12 protein-coding genes are annotated in these 19332 nt (G+C 49.8%); 5 read left to right on the top strand and 7 right to left on the bottom strand.

Annotation, left to right across the window (positions count from 1 at the left end; translation table 11 throughout):
- Positions 1 to 513: 513 nt before the first annotated feature.
- The 6 genes from EHT25_RS26050 to pyrR form a co-directional block, all read right to left on the bottom strand.
- Positions 514 to 6477, bottom strand: coding sequence for a putative Ig domain-containing protein (locus tag EHT25_RS26050; RefSeq protein ID WP_124878116.1), 5964 nt, complete (start codon positions 6475 to 6477; stop codon positions 514 to 516).
- 889 nt (positions 6478 to 7366) lie between these two features.
- The gene (locus EHT25_RS26045; RefSeq protein WP_124878114.1) at positions 7367 to 7846 is read right to left on the bottom strand and encodes a group II truncated hemoglobin; all 480 of its coding nucleotides are present in this window, start codon (positions 7844 to 7846) and stop codon (positions 7367 to 7369) included.
- A gap of 42 nt (positions 7847 to 7888) precedes the next feature.
- Positions 7889 to 8611, bottom strand: coding sequence for a LytR/AlgR family response regulator transcription factor (locus tag EHT25_RS26040; RefSeq protein ID WP_124878112.1), 723 nt, complete (start codon positions 8609 to 8611; stop codon positions 7889 to 7891).
- Positions 8612 to 8614: 3 nt separating this feature from the next.
- Positions 8615 to 9745, bottom strand: coding sequence for a sensor histidine kinase (locus tag EHT25_RS26035; RefSeq protein ID WP_124878110.1), 1131 nt, complete (start codon positions 9743 to 9745; stop codon positions 8615 to 8617).
- Positions 9746 to 10723: 978 nt separating this feature from the next.
- Positions 10724 to 11089, bottom strand: a complete 366-nt coding sequence (locus tag EHT25_RS26030) for a DUF1304 domain-containing protein (protein ID WP_124878109.1) — start codon at positions 11087 to 11089, stop codon at positions 10724 to 10726.
- Positions 11090 to 11113: 24 nt separating this feature from the next.
- Positions 11114 to 11653, bottom strand: a complete 540-nt coding sequence (gene pyrR / locus EHT25_RS26025) for a bifunctional pyr operon transcriptional regulator/uracil phosphoribosyltransferase PyrR (protein ID WP_124878108.1) — start codon at positions 11651 to 11653, stop codon at positions 11114 to 11116.
- A 119-nt stretch (positions 11654 to 11772) separates the two neighbouring features.
- Here pyrR and pth point away from each other — a divergent pair, with 119 nt between their 5' ends.
- Positions 11773 to 12333: an aminoacyl-tRNA hydrolase gene (gene pth / locus EHT25_RS26020; RefSeq protein ID WP_124878107.1), complete on the top strand. Its 561-nt coding sequence runs from the start codon at positions 11773 to 11775 to the stop codon at positions 12331 to 12333.
- Between the two features lie 549 nt (positions 12334 to 12882).
- Here the strand turns inward: pth and metG are convergent.
- Complete coding sequence (metG, locus tag EHT25_RS26015; protein ID WP_124878263.1) at positions 12883 to 14964, bottom strand: methionine--tRNA ligase; 2082 nt, start codon at positions 14962 to 14964, stop codon at positions 12883 to 12885.
- Positions 14965 to 15107: 143 nt separating this feature from the next.
- Between metG and EHT25_RS26010 the strand changes: the two genes are divergently transcribed.
- The 4 genes from EHT25_RS26010 (at position 15108) to EHT25_RS25995 (ending at position 19302) form a co-directional block, all read left to right on the top strand.
- Entirely contained in the window at positions 15108 to 16211 is a 1104-nt protein-coding gene (locus tag EHT25_RS26010; protein WP_229311794.1) for an AAA family ATPase, read from the top strand.
- On the top strand, positions 16204 to 16704 hold the full coding sequence (locus EHT25_RS26005) for a hypothetical protein (RefSeq protein WP_124878259.1): 501 nt from the start codon (positions 16204 to 16206) through the stop codon (positions 16702 to 16704). The genes EHT25_RS26010 and EHT25_RS26005 overlap by 8 nt, the downstream gene beginning before the upstream one ends.
- Entirely contained in the window at positions 16685 to 17716 is a 1032-nt protein-coding gene (locus tag EHT25_RS26000; RefSeq protein WP_124878106.1) for an SDR family NAD(P)-dependent oxidoreductase, read from the top strand. The genes EHT25_RS26005 and EHT25_RS26000 overlap by 20 nt, the downstream gene beginning before the upstream one ends.
- Before the next feature lie 182 nt (positions 17717 to 17898).
- Positions 17899 to 19302, top strand: a complete 1404-nt coding sequence (locus EHT25_RS25995; RefSeq protein ID WP_124878257.1) for a tetratricopeptide repeat protein — start codon at positions 17899 to 17901, stop codon at positions 19300 to 19302.
- Positions 19303 to 19332 lie beyond the last annotated feature (30 nt).

Raw genomic sequence — 19332 nt, 5'->3', positions numbered from 1 at the left:
GGGCCGTTTCGGGAGAAACGACTAAATATGAATTTTTGTCTCTGGCAATAATCTGGACATTATGCCCTTCCATAAAAAACCGGTTGGCGCAACCAATCGCCTGCGGTAGGTTTGTAAACCAACTGGATGGCAAATGAGTATGTGCCTGACTGGATACCATTCCGTTCGATTTATTCCTGTTAGTATACATTATGTTACTGTTATTGGTAAGACAGTTCAAATATAGAGGACAACAAATGAATTAAGTAATAATACTTATCAATGTTATTATTCGGTAGCAAACTTAATCTCAAAAAAAGGCGCTCATTTGGCTAAAAAAGCCTATTGATAAAAATTCTCAAATAAATTTTCTCATTTTTATCAGACACGTTTGTTACTAAAATTAGTTATTCTTTATTGGGTAATTCAGCCGCTGCTCCGGCCCCTTCCAATGCGTTTAAATTAAAATAGCCTGCCCCCAAAGGGAACAGGCTATTCAGTTAGTCCAGGTTATTGAATTGATCAGTAATACGATTACTCTTTGATTACTTTCAGGGTACGTAGTCGGCCCTCACCCCGTTGAATCTGCAGGAAATAAATGCCCGCTGGTAAACCAAGTGGCTGAACATTCAGGATGGCTTTTCCGGGCTCAAACCGTGTGTTCTGTTCCGAAACCGGCACCTGCCGTCCCGACGGCGACACGATGGCAAAACGATACGGGGCCAGGGGCGTAAGCTGGGTATTGGGTTCATGGGGCAGATTCACCGTGATTTCATCCCTGAATGGGTTCGGATATACACCCCAGACCGCAGGCTCATTATCAGACACAGAGAACTCCGCATTGTCCCGCTTACTTGAGGCTTTCTTGACACTAAATGTGATGAGTCGCGAAACGAGCAAGTTCCCTTTCAGATTCGGATCTTTATAAGCGTTTACACGCAGCGCATAGTCGCCTGGTAACAACAGAATTCCACCATTGTCACCTGCCAACGCCCAGGGCGCAAAATTTTCCGAGAAGGTCAGGTTTTTAGTACCCGTTAATTCAAACTTGACACTTCCAGCTTTCGATTCAACTTCGAAGAAGATGTTGACCATATCCGGCAATGTATTCGACATTAGTACGGTTCCGGTATTCAGATCCTGCATATAGTTCTGTGGCTCCGGCCCCTTCCCTGCTTTATACAGTTTCATAATGATGTTTTCCTTGATCGCCATGTTAAAGGTGGTGGTCACCGACGCCGATTTATTATCGACGGCTTTCACCACGACCATCAGGTTCTGGATCAATAGCGGAGTACCGCTGATGACCCCCGTTGTTTTGTTATAGACGAGCCCGGTGGGTAAATTGGTTACTTCCACCGACGAAACGCTGCCATCCGGATCTGAGAAGTTCTGCTTCCCAATGGTGTAGGAGTACGGAAGGCTGATCGTTGGCGTTTGAGTCGGAATTTCTTTTACCAATATGGGCGGCTGATTCGCCCCCGCAGGTGGTGCATTCACCGTTATTTTAAAGGTAGTCGTTGCCGTCGCACCCTGGTTGTCGGTTGCTTTTACCGTAACCGTCGACACCGCAGCTGTTGTGGGCGTTCCACTGATCACCCGGCTGCTTTGCGTATAGGTTAAACCGGTTGGTAAACCGCTCACCACTTCCACTTTCGCAATCGTGCCATCGGCATCGGCAAACACATTTGCGCCAATTGTATACGTAAAGGCCACACCCACGGTAGCGACCTGATCTGGAATTGTCACGGCCACTGTTGGTGCCTTATTTTCCACCGGTGCCGGATTGACCGTCAACCGGAAGGTGGTCGTCACCCAGGCGCCATCATTGTCGGTTGCTTTTATCGTAACCGTCGTTGTCGAAGGCGCGGTGGGTGTTCCGCTGATCACCCGACTGCTTTGCGTATAGGTCAATCCGTTGGGCAAACCGCCGGTTATTTCCACTTTCGCAATCGTACCATCCGTGTCACTAAATACATTCCCGCCAATGGTGTAGGTAAACAATTGGCCCGCCGTTGCCGTCTGGTTCGGAATCGTCACTGCCACAACGGGCGTGACATTCGGCGCCGGATTCACCGTCAACTTAAAGGTAGTGGTTACCCAACCGCCATCGTTGTCGGTTGCCTTCACCGTAACCGTCGTCGTTGAAGGTGCCGTGGGTGTTCCGCTGATCACGCGCGTGGCTTGCGTATAGGTCAATCCGTTTGGCAAACCGCCGGTTATTTCCACTTTCACAATGGTGCCATCCGTGTCGCCAAATACATTTCCGCCAATGGTATAGGTGAACAGTTGACCCACCGTTGCCGTCTGTTCCGGAATTGTCTGGGCAACAGTTGGGGCAACATTTTCTACCACCGGGGCCGGATTTACGGTCAGCTTAAAGGTAGTGGTTACCCAACCGCCAGCGTTGTCGGTTGCCTTCACCGTAACCGTCGTCGTCGAAGGTGCAGTAGGCGTTCCACTGATCACCCGGCTCACTTGCGTATAGTTCAATCCGGCTGGCAAACCGCTCACTACCTCCACTTTCGCAATGGTGCCATCTGTATCACCAAATACATTCCCGCCAATGGTGTAGGTGAACAGTTGACCGGCAGTAGCGGTTTGACTCGGAATGCTCACCGCTACAAATGGATCCACATTCGGTACATCCGGGGCCGGATTTACGGTCAGCTTAAAGGTAGTCGTTACCCAGCCGCCGTCGTTGTCGGTCGCTTTCACCGTAACCGTCGTCGTCGAAGGTGCCGTGGGTGTTCCACTGATCACGCGCGTGGCTTGCGTATAGTTCAACCCGGCTGGCAAACCGCCGGTTATTTCCACTTTCGCAATGGAGCCATCCGTGTCGCCAAATACATTCCCGCCAATGGTGTAGGTGAACAGTTGACCGGCAGTAGCGGTTTGACTCGGAATGCTCACCGCTACAAATGGATCCACATTCGGTACGTCCGGGGCCGGATTTACGGTCAGCTTAAAGGTTGTCGTCACCCAGCCGCCGTCGTTGTCGGTCGCTTTCACCGTAACCGTCGTCGTCGAAGGTGCCGTGGGTGTTCCGCTGATCAACTGGCTGCTTTGCGTGTAGGCTAATCCGGCCGGCAAACCGCTCAGGACTTCTACTTTCGCAACGGTACCGTCCGTATCCGTAAACACATTCGAGCCGATGGTGTAGGTAAAAAGCTGCCCGGTAGTAGCCGTTTGGTTCGGAATGAGCTGGGCAACTGCAGGAGCCTGATTGACAGATGGGGCGGCATTCACAACGACTCGAAACGTCGTCGAGATCGGTTCACCCTCGTTATCCGTTGCGGTTACTGTCACCGTAGCGGTTTGCGGAGTAGTTGGTATTCCGGAAATGATGCGGTTATTCGGGGTATAGTTCAAACCTGCGGGCAATCCGGACACGGCAACACTCACAATACTGCCATCCGGGTCCGTAAAACCGTTAGCTGGAAGCTGATAACTGAACGTTTGGCCCACCGTCGCCGTCTGATTCGATGGTACCTGAACCACTACCGGCGGCATATTCGGCGCTGGGCGGGGTTGGGCTTCCACCGTGATCCGAAAACTAGTTACCGCCGTCGCGCTCAGCGCATCCGTCGCTTTCACCACCACCGTATACACGCCCGCACTGGTGGGCGTTCCGCTGATCACTTTATTAGCCGATGCATACGACAAACCGTCGGGCAAACCGGTCACCTGAATACTGGCCAGGTTATTATCCGGATCCGTGAAGGTTCCCGCCCCAATCGTAAACGAAAAAGGCTGCCCTTCCCGACCTGATTGGTCGGCAATCGACTGACTCACCACCGGAGGACGGTTTGCCGGAGCTGGCGTCACGACTATCGTCACCAGTGTTGGCGTATAACCGCCAATCCCATCCGACACAATCAGGCTCGCCGTGTAGGTCCCGATCGTACTCGGCGTCCCGCTAAACGTCCGCGTCGCCTGATTGTAACTCAACCCCAGCACGCCCCCCGTCAGCGCATACACCAGCGTTTGACCTTCTTCGTGCGGAAAATCCGGAATGGTGTAGGTGTAAGGGATATTTACGTACGCATACTGAATCGGAATCGGAACGGCCACGGGAGGCTGATTCGCCGGATCGGTCACCTGGGCCGTACTCGACGGACACGTAATCGTTGTCGGGGAACCCTTCAACGAATAATCCGAATTCTCGATCCGCATCGAAATCACGTGCGGTTTGTCATCTTTAATGCTGGCCGGGATGATAAACTGATAGCCGTGGGCACCGTTGCCCTTTTTGGCCGCCACCAGATCCGGCCGGCTAACGTCAGCCATAAACGTCCCAATCAGTCTCGGCCCGTCGAGCACTTCGATCGGCATCGGTGTGTTCGGTAAATTGCGGTCCCAAACCCACCCAAAGATGTCGCCTTCACAGTTGAATTTATCCAGATAGCCTTCAAAATTACCCGTCCGTTTCGTTGGTTGTGTTGCTTCCCGAATTGTTACCTGAAAAAGCGTCGAAGAAATCGCCTGAGCCGGATCAGTCGCCGTGTAGGTCAGCGAATACACCCCTGCCGTCGTTGGTGTGCCACTCATTACATTGGTCTCCGAAGCAAATGTCAGGCCCGGCACCTCTCCTCTCAATTGATGCACCAAAGGCTGATCTTCAGGATCGGTAAACAGTGGTAATGTATACGACATCCCCACGCCAACCTGCCCGATCTGGGCCGCCAGAATAGGGGCCACTGGCGAGCGGTTAGCCGTAGTGGGGTCGGTAACGGTAATGCGAAAACTACCGCTCACGGTTGCTCCCAGATTGTCCTTAGCTAATAACGTCACCAGCGAAGACTCCTGCCGGGTGGGGGTACCGGTCACTTCCCCCGTAGCGCTGACCCATTGCAGGCCCAGCGGCAAACCACTTACGTCGACACTCACGATCGATCCATCGGGATCGGTAAAGGCAGACCCGATCGAATAATTGAAGGGTTGGCCCACGGTCCCCGACTGATCAACCAAAGTCTGACTCAACACGGGCAGGGCATTGATGATCGGGGGTTCATTCCGCAGCAAATCTTCATCCAGTTCAATGCGTACCGGTTTGTTGCCATTCTGGTTATAAAAAGAACTCCAGCGATCCTGGGCAATCGTATAGTTACGAAGGATTTCTGACAGCTTATAGCCCACATTCTTACCATTGACCATAGCGGTTTGCACCGTCGGTACCGGCTGGTTCAACAGGCCGTTATTCACCACCATCGCAATCAGATCGGTGAGTTTGGGCCGGGCGTCTTTCCCTCCGAAATTAGCCAGGGTAATCATTTTGGCACCATGTTCGTAACACTGGGCCACTTGCTGATAGTACTTATCGAGCGATACCGACATGTGGAACATGCCATCGATAGCGTTGATGAGGAAGGCCCCCGGTTTCATGTTGCTCCGAACAATGTCCATCGAAAACCGGTGGTTGTAGTCGGGTCCGTCGTTAAATTTAAGGCCGTCGGCCGACTGACCCAGATTTTTGAAGGCAAACGTTGCCCGTAACCCCGAAATACGGTCCCAAACGCAACCGTGCTGGTTAACCACCACGATGGAAGGGTCAACCCCTTTGACGGTACTGTTGATTTTGTCGATAAAGCTCTTGAGCTGGCGATGGCGAAACACGTACCAGTCTTCCCCCCGGGTTCCGGCGGTCGAAGCATAAGGATTGGCCGGATCGTTGGCTGGAGGTATCACGCGGCTCCACTGACTGAAGTCCGTTCCCCAGCGCTGGTTAAGTTGGGGAAGGCTGAAGCGGGCCTGCAGATACTGGCGGAACGCATCGAGTTCGTACCGGCTGTAGTCGAAAGGTACTACGTATTTACTGCCATTATAAGGATCGTAGACGGGTGAATATTCCGACTCCAGCGCGGGGGAAGAAACCACGGAAAAAAACAGCAGTTGTCCCTGATCCTGAAGATAACGGTAACGATTTACGGTTTCGAGCACGAACGAATTGACGCGTTCGATGACCGGTTTGCTGGAAAAAGTAAACTGGATATTCCCCAGGTTGGTGATCCGGCGGGAACTGTCGGCAGCCTGCATGGTTTCGTGCAGATTCCAGAAGCCACCCAGCCGGGAAGCTTCGCGTCCGACAAAGACGCGCAGGGCAACCTTGAGCCCGAGTCGCTGGGCGGTCTGGACGTGCGAATCGATGACTCCCCAGTTAGGTGCGCTGTCGATGGACGTGTAGACCTGATCCCAGTTGATGGTGATCTCAACGGCGTTACAACCGGTCGAAGCCGAAAACTCAATGCGCTCGTCGTCGATGCGCGGATCGGTTTCGAAGTTAAAAATGGTCAGACCAATGTAGCGCTGTCCATCAATAACGGGGGGCGCCTGACGCAGGTTACGGGGCGAAGGTGAGGGTCGGCCAAGGCCGTCAGCGGGCCCCGCATGGGCCAGCTGAATTCCCGAAATGAGAAGGAATACAAGCTTAAATACATACTCCGTAAAATGAGCTGAAAAGGAAGGCCACGAAATGCGGACAGGTAGATTTGAAACCATAATAACGTTGAGAAATTTTTAATGTGATCCAACAATTGGGCAGTACAAGCTTACCCTTTATTCATTCTCTTTCACTTCACACAAGCAATCATTCTCGCAAAATCAGACTTGTAGCTTTTCGTATCCATACTTTAAAAGATGTCTGATAATTATACAAATGATTGTTTGCAAAATGAATTATGCAAAAGCAATGCCAATGGAATATTTTTGTTATTTTTTGGTATAGTGTATTGAAATTCAACTACTTAAATATCAATAGTGAAAATCTTGAAAATTTTTACGTTAATTTCTAACCTGAAAGTTAGAAAGGTTCGAAATCCTATTTCAAAAACGCCTTAATTCATCATAATATCGAAGTAAATCTGATTTTTACTTCAATATTATAAGGCCGGCCCGGCCTAATTAAAGCCAGGATTAGCGTTCAGGAATTGTTCGGATCGGTAAGCTTGAAACGGCCATTTTTACCGGGGCAAACGTATCAGGCCTTTTGTTAAAAGCTTGTCGTGTTTGTACCAATTACTATCGCGTTTGTACCAAATGGCTGAAAACCGGTCCATTTTTCCAATCAATAGGCCCGCGTAAAAGTGGCTGGAAAGTTTTTGCCATACACGTTATAATAAGTCGTCGTCAGTATAGCAGAAACCGGCTCGCCCATCTATATAAAAACCATGCCATTGTTGCATCACCCGGTTTTTATTCAGGAATAGGTTCGGGCGCAGGAATGCCGTAAAACCGGTCAGCGGTTTTCAGGAGGAGAGCAGCTTAATGAAGTGAAACCAGTGGGCAAGTCGGAACCGGAACCGCTGCATTCGCATAAAAAAGACTACGACCTTTGCCGGTAGCTGGGCTCAGTCGTAGTCTGGTGATTTGGTCAAAAAAGATTGAATGATCAGTCGGGAATATAGGGGCCACCGGTTTCGCCCCACCCCCAAACCGGCATCGCTGCGTCGGTCTGAATCGGGTTGTTGACGGCCGTTGAGTTCAGCACGGCAATCCGGCTGCCCCATTCCAGATATCCTAAAAAAGCCGACCGAAACTCCGGATCGTCGGGCAGACCGATTTCATCCGCCGTTTCGAGCAACAGGCTCATCCAGCGACGACGTTTGGCTTCGTCGAGGTGCTTGCCGAGGTGATGCGCCACCATGCTGGCATGGCTCCCACCGTCGGTTTCCGTATAGTGCTTTGGTCCGCCAAAAACTTCACCAATGAAGTGCGCAACGTGGCTCGCGTGTTCGGGCGACATGTGCCGGAACACGGGTTCAAGCAAGTCGTCTTTCAATACTTTCTGGTAAAAAAGGGTGGTCAGTTGCTCCAGCCGATCGGTTCCGCCGAGCCAGTCGTTTAATGTCGGAATTGCCTTTTCATTCATAGTACCGGAGTCGAATCAGCGGAAGAAATATTGTAATTATTCTTAAAATATCACATTATCGCTGTGGAACGCCTTGAGTGCCTGATATTTATAATTGCGACCCAGCGGAAGCGTTTTTTCGCCGATCAACACCGTAAGTGGTGTAAAACCCGTCACTTTTTCAATCGCGACCAGAAAAGAGCGATGAATCCGGATGAATTTGTTCTCGGGTAATTTCTGCTCTAAATAACTGATTTTCTGGTACGTAATAATCTGCCGGTCGTGCGTTTTTACCCGAACATAATCGCGCAGACTTTCAATATAAAGAATATCTTTCAGGTACACCTTCACCATTTCACGGTCTTCCCGCAGAAAAATATACGCCCGGTCGAAATCGTTGGTCAATGGATTCGCAGCCGCTTCGACACTGGTCGACTGACTACCCTGGTATACTTTACTGATGGACCGCAAAAACCGCTCGAATGTCACCGGTTTTAGCAGGTAATCCACCACATCGAGGTCGTAGGCATCGACGGCATAATCACGGTAAGCGGTGGTCATGATGACCGGCGGGCGGTTTTTGAGCGATTTCAGCAATTCCAGTCCCGAAATCTGCGGCAATTCGATGTCCAGAAACAGCAAATCAACGGTTTTGGATTGCAGAAAGGTAAACGCATCCACCGCGTTGGTGTAACTTCGGATCAGTGTCAGCCCTTCCACCTGCCGGACATACGATTCCAGCAGGTTCAACGCCAGTGGTTCATCTTCAATAATGACACAGTTCATGAGCTAATTCGATAACACTTTTTCGCCTAGTTGCACGCCCGAATCGGTTGATCCCAAACCGGTTGGCTCCAGTTCAATCTTCAAAACCACGAGATACGTATCTTCTTCATTGAACAGTTGCAGGGAATAACGTGCCCCGTAAATAATGTCGAGTCGTTTGCGAACATTCTGCAGGCCAATACCGGAATGGGCTCTCGGAACCGATGCCGCCGGGTCGTTGGCCTTGCTATTTTCGATCTTGAAAATCAGTGCATTATCGTTCGTCAAGACATCGACCCGCACCCAAACACAATCGAGCTGGCGACTCACGCCGTGTTTAAAACTGTTTTCGACAAAAGGAAGGATGATCAGGGGTGCAATCAAAATGCCATCGAGTGGGGCGTAAATATTGAGCGAAACATCCAGCCGGTCGCCATACCGGATCTTTTCCAGCGTGATGTAATTCTCGATATACTGAATTTCCTTCCGAAGCGGCACCTGAGCTAAGTTACTGTCATACAGCATATAGCTCATCAGTTCCGACAGTTTAAAAACGATTTCGGGCGCTTTGGGCGATTGATTGACGGTCAGTGCATACAGGTTGTTGAGCGTGTTGAATAAAAAATGCGGATGAATCTGCGACTTCAGTAGTTTCAGTTCGGCTTCCAGTTTTTCTTTGGCCAGTTGCTGACTTATTTCCCGCAGTTGCTGGTTGGATTGCTGGTCGATATACCCTTTTTTCATCAGGTGAATCGTGGTCGGGATCGACACCATCGCGTAGGTAGCAAAGGTGTAAATCAGCACTTTAGGCCAGAAAAAAACCGGTGCTGCTAAAGCCGTCGGGTAATACAACGGGTAGATGAAATAGTAGGCCATCACCCGCTGAACCATGCCGGTTACGGCCATCGCCAGCAGCAACCACGCCAGAAAATAACCGTATCGTTTGCGGAGCAACAGCTTGTCAATCAGCAGATAAAGCGTAACGTACGTTGCCAGCAGTTTGACCGGCAATTCGATGAGCGAAATGGTAAACCGCTGCTGATAGGAGTCGTCAACACTACCCAGAATCACTCCTTCATACACCAGCAGCAGCAGCCAGAACAGGCCGTGCCAGGCAATTCGGTGGCGAAATAAGAGCTTGAAAAGTGATTCCATTGGGGTCGACGTTTGGACTTCTCTTCCGTAAAACCAGTTAAAGGTACCGATTTGCCTGATCCTGCCCGTCGAAAACCGCTTTTTTTAGACGAACAACATCAACGTCCGACAAACGCCGGATTTGTCCCGCAAACGCAATTCATACGGCTTGACCAGCATCTGTCCGGTTTGCTTCCGTGTTGGCCTAAAAATCCGGTTTTGTAACAAAACCGGCGTTTTTTTAGCAGAAAAAATCAATTTCACCTCCCAGTTCCGAATCAGATGCAACAACTTATGAACTTCCGAAAATTGGCAATGTGTGTATACATGTTGTTCCCTGTCTGTTCCGCCTTCGCGCAAACCGATGCGTATTATCGATCGTATCACTGGCAACTCCACACCGACGCCGTTTCGCAGACGACCGTGGTGGCTTTTTACGACAATCATAACCGGATTATTTATCAGGAAACCTTGCCGGGCAGACACATCCGGCTAACCCGTAAAAACATCCGGCGACTCGACCAAACCTGTAGCCTACTGGCAACCAATCAGTTGGTCGCATCAACGGTTTTACCTGACCAGCTAACGTCCAACGCTTCTTCCACTCAGATGCAACCGACTGCGGAACGGTTTTCACTGCTGGGGAGTTCGGTGCCTGATTCCGTATTCGCCGGTTTTCGAGCCACCGTCGTTCCAACACCTGACGACAAAATTGCGTTGTATTATACGCAGCCCAATGAAAAACCGGTCTCCATTGCACTATTCGATCCAACCGGAAATGCCGTTTATCAGGAAATTAGTAGCCAGCCGAAGTACAAACGCTACCTCGATTTGGGAAATTTGGGGTACGGTGAGTTTCAGTTGATTCTGTCCAACCCGCAGTATCGTTATAGTTACCGCCTGGGCGTTCATTATTCAAACGCCAAAAACCGCCCGGTCTTGTTATCGGCCTATGCCGAACCGCTGAAACAAAAGGAGAAAAAGCCGGTTCCGGAACCGTTAAACGTATTTTTGGATCAGCAGAAACCCAATGGCGACCAGCGCGGGAAGTGCCTGGGTAAAGAAGATCTTTTTATCAGCAGTAACCGTTCCGTAAATACCGGCAACCGCCACACAGGACAGAAAAAATAAGGCGACGTTGTGTTGCCACTGCGGATCACCAATGAAGAATGACCACACCAGACCTGCCGCCAGAAAACCGTTGTACAACCCCTGATTAGCTGCCAGCGACCTGGTGGCCGGAAACAAGTGGGCCGGAAAATTCTTGAAAACTTTCGGCCCGCGGGTTGTCCACGCGAACATTTCGAGCCAGAGAATGTAGACGTGGATCGCGGCCACCAGCCCAATCAGAATTTTAGCAAGCATCGGCGTACGGTTTTTACTTTTAAGTTACTCCATCAACCAAATCCGGTCGGTTTCGGCCCCCTGCTCCGTCCATTCGACCAGCACGCGCTGTGATTCGAGCGTGTTGACGCGTTTGCCAATGTAATCGGGTTTGATCGGCAAATCGCGGTTATACCGGCGGTCGACCAACACCAGAAGTTCGATCGAGCGCGGCCGGCCGAAAGCCGTCATCGCATCCAGTGCGGCCCGCACCATTCGCCCCGTCGATATGACATCATCGACCAGAATCACCTTCTTATTCTCAATTAGAAACGGCACATTCGTCGTGTTGGGGCGCAGGGGCGACTCCCGACGCCGGAAGTCGTCGCGGTAAAAAGTGGCATCCAGATACCCCAGCGGTATTTCTTTCTGCAACGTCCGACTCAGTTCCCGCACGATCCGTTCGGCAAAATAAATGCCGCGCGGCTGCATGCCCAGCACCACCGTTTCGGCGAAACCCTGGTGGTTTTCAATCAGTTCCTGACACAACCGGCTGATAACAATCTCCAGCAATGGGCTGGCCAGGATAAGGCGTTTTTGATTCATGAACGAAAGATAGTAGTCGGTTTTGAGTTTTCGGTTTCCGGCGGGTGTTTTTTGTTGAAAGGTTTCTGCGAACTTTGCACCCGGTAGCCATTGATGGACAACGTAAAAAAAGGTTTTCTATGAAATTTCTCATCACCGGGCTTGGTAACATTGGCCCGGAATATATGCTGACTCGCCACAACGCCGGTTTTATGGTCGTGGATCGGCTGGCGGCTCAATACGGTTTTACATTTTCGATGAATCGACTGGCCTACACAGCCGAATGGCGACACAAGGGTAAAATTATCCACCTGATCAAACCGACGACCTACATGAATTTGAGCGGGCGGGCCGTTAGCTCCTATTTAAAGCAGTTTGCTATTCCGGTCGAAAATTTGCTGGTGATTACGGATGACAAGGATTTGCCGTTCGGAAAACTGCGGCTAAAACCCAAAGGGTCAGCGGGTGGTCATAATGGACTGCGAAGCATCGACGAGGTGCTGGGCACCCAGGAATACGCCCGGCTGCGGTTCGGGATCGGCAATGATTTTTCGAAAGGAAGGCAGGTCGATTTTGTTTTAGGCAAATTTCCGCCGGACGAAATGGAGGTATTACCGCAACATCTGGACCGGGCCGGTGATGCCGTCATTAGTTTCTGTACTTCCGGCCTGCAGCACACGATGAATTTTTTCAACCAATAATAGAACTATTTAAAGATTTTTTCATTTTTTTAAATAAAAATTTCCTTTGGCTAAATTGTGCGATTTGTAGTATTTTGTTTTAAAATACCGCATAAAATGCGTAGAAATGGCGTTGTAATCAACTACAAATCAATACCATACCAAACACCTACAGGTGATCTGGCATAAAATAAAATTTGTACTCTTAAAATTTATTGCGATATTTGTATCGTTCTTCAACAGAGGAACAATTGAACAAAATCAGGAAATTAGTCGTTACTTTAGAATATTCTGATTTTGATTTGTTACTTCTGAAAAGTTGTTACGTCTTAAGTATAGTTCTTTCAGAAAACGAACTGACGGTATAACGAAAAGAAGGTAAGTAATTCAAGAAGAAAAGGTTAAGGGTTTAGGAATAGTCAGTATAAAGCCTCTCGCAATGATCGGGAGGCTTTATCTTTTTGTAGCTGTCTGAACTGGGATTACGCGGATTAAAGGATTAAGAGGAATATAAAAGATTGCGCAGCTAATCCTCTTAATCCTTTAATCCGCGTAATCCCAGTTCAGGACTTATGACACCGTTCCCCCGTTCCAAACCGCCTTGTCCGGTCCGATCAGTGACAGGCTGCCGTCACGGTCTTCGGCCATCAGAATCATTCCCTGCGATTCGAGTCCCATCATTTTGCGCGGAGCCAGATTGGCCAGGAACGTCACCTGAACGCCAATGAGTTTTTCCGGTTCGAAATGTTTGGCAATACCGCTCAGAATCTGGCGCGTGCCGGTTCCATCATCCACTTTCAGCTTCAGGAGTTTATCACTTTTCGGGACGCGTTCGGCTTCCAGAATGGTGCCGATCCGAATGTCCATTTTGGCAAAATCGTCGTACTGAATCGCCGGTTTGGCCTCCGGTACGGTTTTAACAGCCAGTTCGTTCATGCGTTTGGATTCGTGCAGTTTATTGATTTGTTGATTGATCACGTCGTCTTCCAGCTTCTCGAACAGCAAAACCGCTTCGCCCAGGGCATGGCCGTGGGGCAGCAAATCCGGTTTTCCGGCGTTGATCCAGTGAAACGCCGAGCCCGTGGCATCTTTAGCCGAAACCTGATCGGTATTCAGCAATTTCCGTAATCTTTCGGCGGTAAATGGCAGAAACGGTTCGCAAACGATGCTGAGACTGGCCGAAATTTGCAGGGCAATGTTCAGAATGGTATGGACGCGCGTCAAGTCGGTTTTTGCCACTTTCCACGGTTCGGTTTCCGCCAGGTACTTGTTGCCCAGCCGCGCCAGATCCATCAGATACGACAAGGCTTCACGAAACCGGTACTGTTCAATTGCCTGACCGATGCGGTCCGGAAACTGCGCCAGTTCGTCCAAAACCGCCTGATCGGTTTCGGTCAGTTCGCCCCTTGTCGGCACTTTCCCTTCGCAGAATTTCTGCGTGAGCACTACCGCCCGGTTGACGAAATTGCCAAAAATGCCGACCAGTTCGCTGTTGTTGCGGGTCTGAAAATCCTTCCAGGTAAACTCGCTGTCTTTCGTTTCCGGTCCATTGGCCGCCAGAACGTAGCGCAACACGTCCTGCTTGCCCGGCAATTCGTCGAGGTATTCGTGCAGCCAGACCGCCCAGTTCCGCGAGGTCGAAATCTTGTCGCCCTCCAGGTTCATGAACTCGTTGGCGGGCACATTATCCGCCAGAATATAACTTCCTTCGTGCATCAACATCGCCGGAAAAATGATGCAGTGAAACACGATGTTGTCCTTGCCGATGAAATGGACCAGTTTCGTATCCTTGTTGCGCCAGTACAACTCCCAGTCCCGGCCCTGTTGCTCGGCCCATTCCTTCGTCATCGAAATATAACCGATCGGCGCATCGAACCAGACGTACAGGACCTTGCCGTCGGTATCGGGCAGCGGCACCTTGATGCCCCAGTCGAGGTCGCGGGTCATGGCGCGGGGGCGCAAACCTTCTTTCAGCCACGACTGGCACTGGCCCATCACGTTGGTTTTCCACTCCGGATGGCCATTGACGTATTCTTCGATGCGCGGCTGCATCCGATCCAGCGGCAAATACCAGTTTTTGGTTGCTTTCAAAACCGGTTTAGAACCGGATAACATCGAGCGCAGCGGTTCTTTCAACTCCGTGGGACTCAGCGTGGAACCGCAGTTTTCGCACTGGTCACCGTAGGCATTGGGGTTTCCACAAACCGGGCAAACGCCCACGATGTAGCGGTCGGCCAGAAATTGCTTCGCCGATTCGTCGTAATACTGTTCCGTGATTTCTTCCGTGAAATTGCCGGAGTTGTACAGATTCAGGAAAAACTCCCGCGAGGTTTCGTGGTGAATCGGTTTCGACGTCCGCGAATACAGGTCGAACGAAATGCCGAAATCCTCAAACGACCGTTTGATCTGCACGTAATATTTATCCACCACTTCCTGGGGCGTAATGCCCTCTTTCTGAGCGCGAATGGTGATGGGAACGCCGTGTTCGTCGGTGCCGCTGATGAAGGCCACGTCTTTGCCGGTCGCCCGCAGATACCGCACATAAATATCGGCGGGCAGGTAACAACCGGCGAGGTGTCCGATGTGAATCGGTCCGTTGGCGTAAATCAGGGCCGCCGTGACGGTGTATCGTTGCGGATTTTCGAGTGACATGTTGGTCGGTTTACGGTTTTCGGTATTCGGTTCATCGGTCAAACAAAAGTGGGTTCCACCGGGAGACAAATCGAGTACGTCAAACCTAATTTTGGCGCGAAATTAGCAAATCGGCGGCAAAGGTTGTTATGTTTACAAATCGGATGGCCGATCAAAAACCGGTCGACGGACGAATTATGGATAACAATACGGAAAGCACGACGAATTTCCTGAACTGGGTTGACATCAAAAACTTCAAGTCGATCAAGGATTTGCACCTGGACTGCAAACGGGTGAACGTCTTCATCGGCAAGCCGAACGTGGGGAAGTCGAATATTCTGGAAGCGCTGGGGTTGTTGGGGGCGAATTATAGTGATGAAAAATATTTAAACGGATCGATTCGATATGAGGATGTAAGAGACTTATTTACTGATTACAATTTTGATAATTCAATCATAATCAAAACAAACCAACTTACTGCCAGATTAGAGAGAATAGAACAGGGCAAGCCCATAGAAAGCACGATCGAAGATTCTTTCAGCTTAACAAGAGAAAGTGGCTCTTTTAATTACAGAAGTTTTTCACTGGGTAATAAAGGCCAAGTAGAAGCACAAGGAGCGGGACTATTTGATGATCGCAAGGAAAAAGATGATTTTGAAATATACCGTACAAGTCCCGTCAAAAAATATGATTTTATATCCCTAGATTCATTTAAGTATACATTTAGCCAATATCTCCTTCCTCCACACGGTGACAATTTGTATGCTGTTATCAATCGCTACCCTGCCTTGTGGCAAGGATTTAATAATGTTTTCCAAGATCAAAATTTAGAATTTGTGCTTTTAGATCGCGAACAGAGTCTTGCGCTCCAAAAGAAGGAAGGCCCCCGGCTAAAACGGTATCCTTATTTTAGCATTGCCGATACTTTTCGGCGGTACATATTTTATGTAACTGCAATCGAGTCAAATACAGATTCTGTCATTGTTTTTGAGGAGCCAGAAGTTCATTCTTTCCCCCCTTACACGCATGAATTGGCTTACCGAATGATTTACGATGAAAATAATCAATACTTCATCTCCACGCACAGTCCTTATATGCTTCATCCATTCATTGAAAAGATGGATCGCAAAGATTTAAACGTTTTCGTTACCTATTACAAAGATTATCAGACTCATGTGCGGGCATTAACCGAGGAGGAATTTATTGATATTCTGGATTACAGCACAAACGTATTTTTTAACATGAGTAGGTTTGAGCACGATGGGTGAATCGATACGGTTATTTCCAGAATGTCATGCCGATACCGCTTTAATTCGATTCTTAGTTAAAGATGAAGACTTACTGAGACACTCGGCAGGAATTAATGAAGTCGCCAAGAATATGCAGCGATCCATTCAAGAATTTAAGAAGGTGGTTGGTATTGTCGACAATGATAAACACAAGCCACGTTACTTCAGATCATTTTATAAAACCGACGAGAAAAATAGGATATGCTATCTCCACAAACCAGAGTCAAATGAATACCTAATTTTTATCGATAAGGCAATCGAGTCATTCTTATTGTGGAATGCTTCTGAAGTAAACCTTGCCGTTACCAATTACGGTTTTCCAACCGAAGTGAAGCCATTAGGAGACATGTTAAAACGGATAGAAATTGAAACCGACCCCAACTACCTCCAACTCCTCACCGAACTCAAAAACCGCAACGCCCCCGGTTTCATCACCCTCGAAAACATTCTGAATGACTTCCTCACCACCTGATATCACCCTCGTCACCGGCGCCAATGGCCTCATCGGCAGTCACATCATCCGGCGGTATCTCGACGCGGGCCGGAACGTTGCGGCTCTTCGTCGGGCCGACAGCGATCTGAGCCTGGTGAACGATATTAAAAACCGCGTTACCTGGCTCGAAGGCGATATTCTGGACATTCCGGCACTGGAAGAGGCCCTTCTGACGGCCCAGGCTACCGGAACAGTGGATGTCGTGCACGTAGCGGCCATGATTTCGTATTCGCCGAAAGATCGCGACCGGATGGAGAAAGTCAACGTGGAAGGAACCGCCAACGTGGTCAACACCTGTCTGGCCCTGGGCATCCGGAAGCTTGGCTACGTCAGTTCCATAGCCGCGGTGGGTCGCCCGGCCATCAAGGGAGATGCGGCAACCGCAACGCTGGTGATCGATGAAGAGCAGCGCTGGGAGGAATCCCCCCAGAATTCGTTTTATGGCCAAACCAAATACCGGGCGGAACTGGAAGTCTGGCGGGGAAGCGCCGAAGGGCTGGATGTGGTGATGGTCAACCCGGCGCTGGTGCTGGGCGAAGGCGACTGGACCCGGAGCAGCACGCAACTCTTTAAATATGCCTTCGATGAAAAACCATTCTATCCCGCCGGAATCGTGAATCTGGTCGATGTCCGGGATGTGGCCGAAGCGGTTTTTCAGTTGATGCAGAGCGACATTTCCGCCGAACGGTTTATTCTGAGCGCCCAAAGTTTGTCGTACAAGGAATTCCTGGATAAACTGGCGGACGCGCTGGGTAAAAAAAGACCAGGCTTTCGCGTCTCCCCCAAGCTCACGCAATTGCTGTGGCCGCTGGAAGCCGTCCGTTCCTGGTTTACGGGCAAGGCTCCGCTGATTACGCGCGAAACCGCCCGCTCAGCTTCGGGCTCCTACCAGTATAACGGGCAGAAGATCGAAAAACAGCTCCCCTTCCGCTACCGCAAAATCGACGAAACGATTCAGCGGATTTCTGTGTTTTTTAAACAGAAGCAGTGATCCCGGCGCGTGAATCCGATCTAAATTCCTGAGCGCCAATTCATGCGAAAAACCGCTGGAAACCACTGCCTCCTTTTTTTGCCGGAATACTTGCAGAATAGATTATTAGTTGTATATTTCTACTACATTTCCACGCTGAATAGTGGTGTATAGTATATACGTAACCCCTGTACGAAGTGAATATGGAGCAAGAGTTTGAGGAAAGAGAAAGCGAAATAAAGGCCTCGTTACAGCGATTTGAGAGTATGCTGAATGGCTCCGAAAACCAGTTCTTCGATCTGGACGTTTACGAGCAGATGGTCGAACATTACATGGAAGAGGGCGACCTCGAAAAGGCCATGAAAGCTTGCGAAGCCGGACTCGGCAATTTCCCCTACTCGCTGGAATTGATGCTGGACAAAGCCCAGTTATTGGCGACTAACGGTAAGTACGAAACCGCCCTGAACCTGCTCGATAGTGCCGCCCTGTATAATCCCAGCGACCCGGATATCCAGTACATGCAGGGAACCATCAGTAACCTGGCCGGTAATTACGAACAATCCATCGAGATTCTGACGGATTTGCTGGAAAACGCCGATGAGAAGGATGACATCTATTTCCAGATCGGGCAGACTTACCAAAACTGGGGGAAATACGAGCAGGCCATCGAGAATTACAAGACGTCGATCAATTATAATATCAACAACGAAAATTCCCTGTACGAGCTGGCGTTTTGCCTCGATCTGATGGGTGAGTTGGAAAACAGCCTGGATTATTACCAGCAGTTGATCGACCGCGACCCGTATTCGCACAATGCCTGGTATAATATCGGGATTGCCTACAGTAAACTCAGTCGGTATAAAGACGCGGCCGAAGCCTACGATTACGCGACCATCATCAAAGAAGATTTTGCGTCGGCCTACTTTAATCTGGGCAATACCTACATGAACCTGGGCGAATTTGTGAAAGCCGAGGAAGCGTACCGGAATACGCTGAAATACGAAGAAGCAACGCCCGAAACCTATTGTTACCTGGGTGCCAGTCTGGAGAAACAAAACCGCTTCGGCGAAGCCATCACCCGGTACCGCGACGCCGTTCATCTGGACAAGTTGTGGGACGAAGGCTATTACGGCATCGGCATCTGTCTGAGCGAGTTGGGCAAATGGCACGAATCCATCCCTTTTTTGCGGAAGGCACTGAAACTGAATGAAAAAAATGCCGAATACTGGCTTGCGCTGGCCGAAACCGAATACAAATTAGGGAATGGCGTTTCAAGTCTTGAAGCTTTCGAGAAAGCTGTTGAAGCCGATCCAACCAATGTAGATGTCTATTTGCAGTGGTCGCTGGTGCTGTTCGATCAGGGCGATTTTACCCGAGCCTACGAAATCATCGAGATGGGGATTGGAGAACTGCCGCAGGAAGCCGATCTGTATTACCGGGCCGTGATTTACCTCATCCACGCCGGTATGTACCGCGAAGCCCTCGTCAGTCTGGAAGCAGCCTTAACACTCAATTACGACCTACACATTCAGTTGTTCGAGTTTTTCCCGGAACTGGAAAAGCAGAAAGCACTTTATAAGATTATCGAGCAATACCGTAAAAACTAACTGGCGCCCGTCGCCGAAAAAAGCCGCCCT

It is taken from the genome of Larkinella rosea, assembly GCF_003858635.1.
Classification (GTDB): Bacteria; Bacteroidota; Bacteroidia; order Cytophagales; family Spirosomataceae; genus Larkinella; species Larkinella rosea.
The sequence above is the reverse complement of the archived record's forward strand: the minus strand, read 5'-3'. Positions and strand labels throughout refer to the sequence as shown.